Raw genomic sequence first — 1,882 nt, 5'->3', positions numbered from 1 at the left:
GCCAGGCTGTGGTATCTTCTCCCCTGGAGGTCCGCATGCCAGAACCCACCCGCATCATCGTCGCCCTGACCGGCGCCAGCGCCACGCCCTACGCTTGGCGCCTGCTCGGCCTGCTCGCCGAGGCCGGGGTTGGCGTCGAGCTGATGCTGAGCGAGAACATCGAGGCGCTCTGCCGGGTGGAGCTGGGCACGAGCGCGGCGGACGAGCTGGCCCGCGTCTACGGCCGCGCGCCCGCGGCCGGCGATGCGCTCGGCAAGGCCGCCGACGGCGGGCCGCTCGTGCGCCGCCACGGGCTGGCCGACTTCGCCGCGGCAGCCGCCAGCGGCAGCGGGCGGGACATCCCGATGGTCATCGTGCCCTGCTCGACGGGCACGCTGGGCCGCATCGCATGCGGCGCCAGCGATAACCTCATCACGCGCGCCGCCGACGTCTGCCTCAAGGAGCGTCGTCGCCTGGTGCTGGTCCCCCGCGAGACGCCGCTCAGCGCCATCCACCTGGAGAACATGCTGCGCCTCACCCACGCAGGCGCGGTGATCCTCCCGGCCAGCCCCGGCTTCTACCAGGGCAGCGAGCGCGTGGAGCAGCTCGTGGACTTCATCGTCGCGCGCATTCTCGGCCAGCTCGGCCTCGGCGGCCGCTCGCCGCAGCCCGGCTGGGGCGAGGTGCCGCCCGCGTGAGCGGGGCAGCCCCCGCCGCAGCGGCGCCCCGCGGCTTCGCCGGCCGCCTGCACGCCGTGCTCGCGATGATCGCCTTCCCGCACACGCTCTTCGCGCTGCCTTTTGCGCTCTTCGGCGCGATGCTCGCCGCGCGCGAGGCCACGCCCCCCGGCTGGCCGGGCTGGCGCGCGCTCGCGCTCATCCTCGGCTGCATGGTGACGGCCCGCAGCGCGGCCATGGCCTACAACCGTCTCGTCGACCACCGGCTCGATGCCGAGAACCCGCGCACCGCGGGCCGCCACCTGCCGGCAGGCCTCCTCAACCGCGCCTGGGTGGGTGGCTTCATCATCGTCAACGCGACGCTGTTCATGGCCCTCGCCACGCTGCTCGGGCCCCTGGCCGGCAAGCTCGCGCCCTTCGCCCTCGCCTGGCTGCTCGGCTACTCGCACGCGAAGCGATTCACCGTGGCGAGTCACTTCTGGCTGGGGCTGTCGCTCGCCATCGCGCCCATCGGCGCCTGGGTCGCCGTGCGCGGCACCCTGGCCGGCGCGCCCTGGCTGCTCGCGGCCGCCGTGCTGCTCTGGGTGGCCGGCTTCGACCTCATCTACGCGCTGCAGGACGCCGCCTTCGACCGCGCGCGGGGTCTGCACTCCCTCGCCGCGCGCCTCGGCGCGCAGGGCGCCTTGCGGCTCGCGGCACTCTGTCACCTGGCAATGCTCGCCGCGCTGGCCCTGCTCGGCGAGCAGCAGAGCCTCGGGCTTCCCTTCCGCGGCGGTTTGCTCCTGGCCGCGATCTTGCTGTTCTGGGAGCACCGCGTGGTGCGGGGCGGCGATCTCGCGCGCATCGACCTGGCCTTCTTCCGCCTCAACAGCTGGGTCGGCGTGACGGTCTTCGCGGCCGGCGCGCTCGCCATCCTGCTCGGCTGAACACGGCCCCGCGCGGCCACGCCCCAACTGCAGAATCACCGCTTGCCGGATCGGGCCGGCCTGCCTATCCTGGCGCCGCCGAGTTCTCGGCGGACTCGTGAACAGGCCAGGGAGGGACAATGGGCACGCTGCGCGTCGGGGTCATCGCTTTCGTGAACACCTTGCCGCTCACCCGCGGCCTGGAGAAGAGCCGCAGCCCCGAAGTCGAGCTCGTCTATGCAAGTCCCAGCGCCCTCGCCGACCGCCTCCGCTACGGCGAACTCGACGCCGCCCTGATCCCCGCCGTGGAGTTCTTCCGCG

General features: G+C 73.6%; 3 protein-coding genes. All 3 read left to right on the top strand.

The window, feature by feature from the left end:
* Window positions 1–35 precede the first annotated feature (35 nt).
* Window positions 36–677, top strand: a complete 642-nt coding sequence (locus FJ251_16005; protein ID MBM4119204.1) for a UbiX family flavin prenyltransferase — start codon at window positions 36–38, stop codon at window positions 675–677.
* Window positions 678–742: 65 nt separating this feature from the next.
* Window positions 743–1,582: a 4-hydroxybenzoate octaprenyltransferase gene (locus FJ251_16000; protein ID MBM4119203.1), complete on the top strand. Its 840-nt coding sequence runs from the start codon at window positions 743–745 to the stop codon at window positions 1,580–1,582.
* Between the two features lie 119 nt (window positions 1,583–1,701).
* Window positions 1,702–1,882: hypothetical protein (locus FJ251_15995; protein MBM4119202.1), on the top strand; the 181-nt coding region annotated here is incomplete at its 3' end.

This window comes from bacterium (genome assembly GCA_016873475.1).
In the GTDB taxonomy this organism is placed as follows: domain Bacteria; phylum Krumholzibacteriota; class Krumholzibacteriia; order JACNKJ01; family JACNKJ01; genus VGXI01.
The sequence above is the reverse complement of the archived record's forward strand: the minus strand, read 5'-3'. Positions and strand labels throughout refer to the sequence as shown.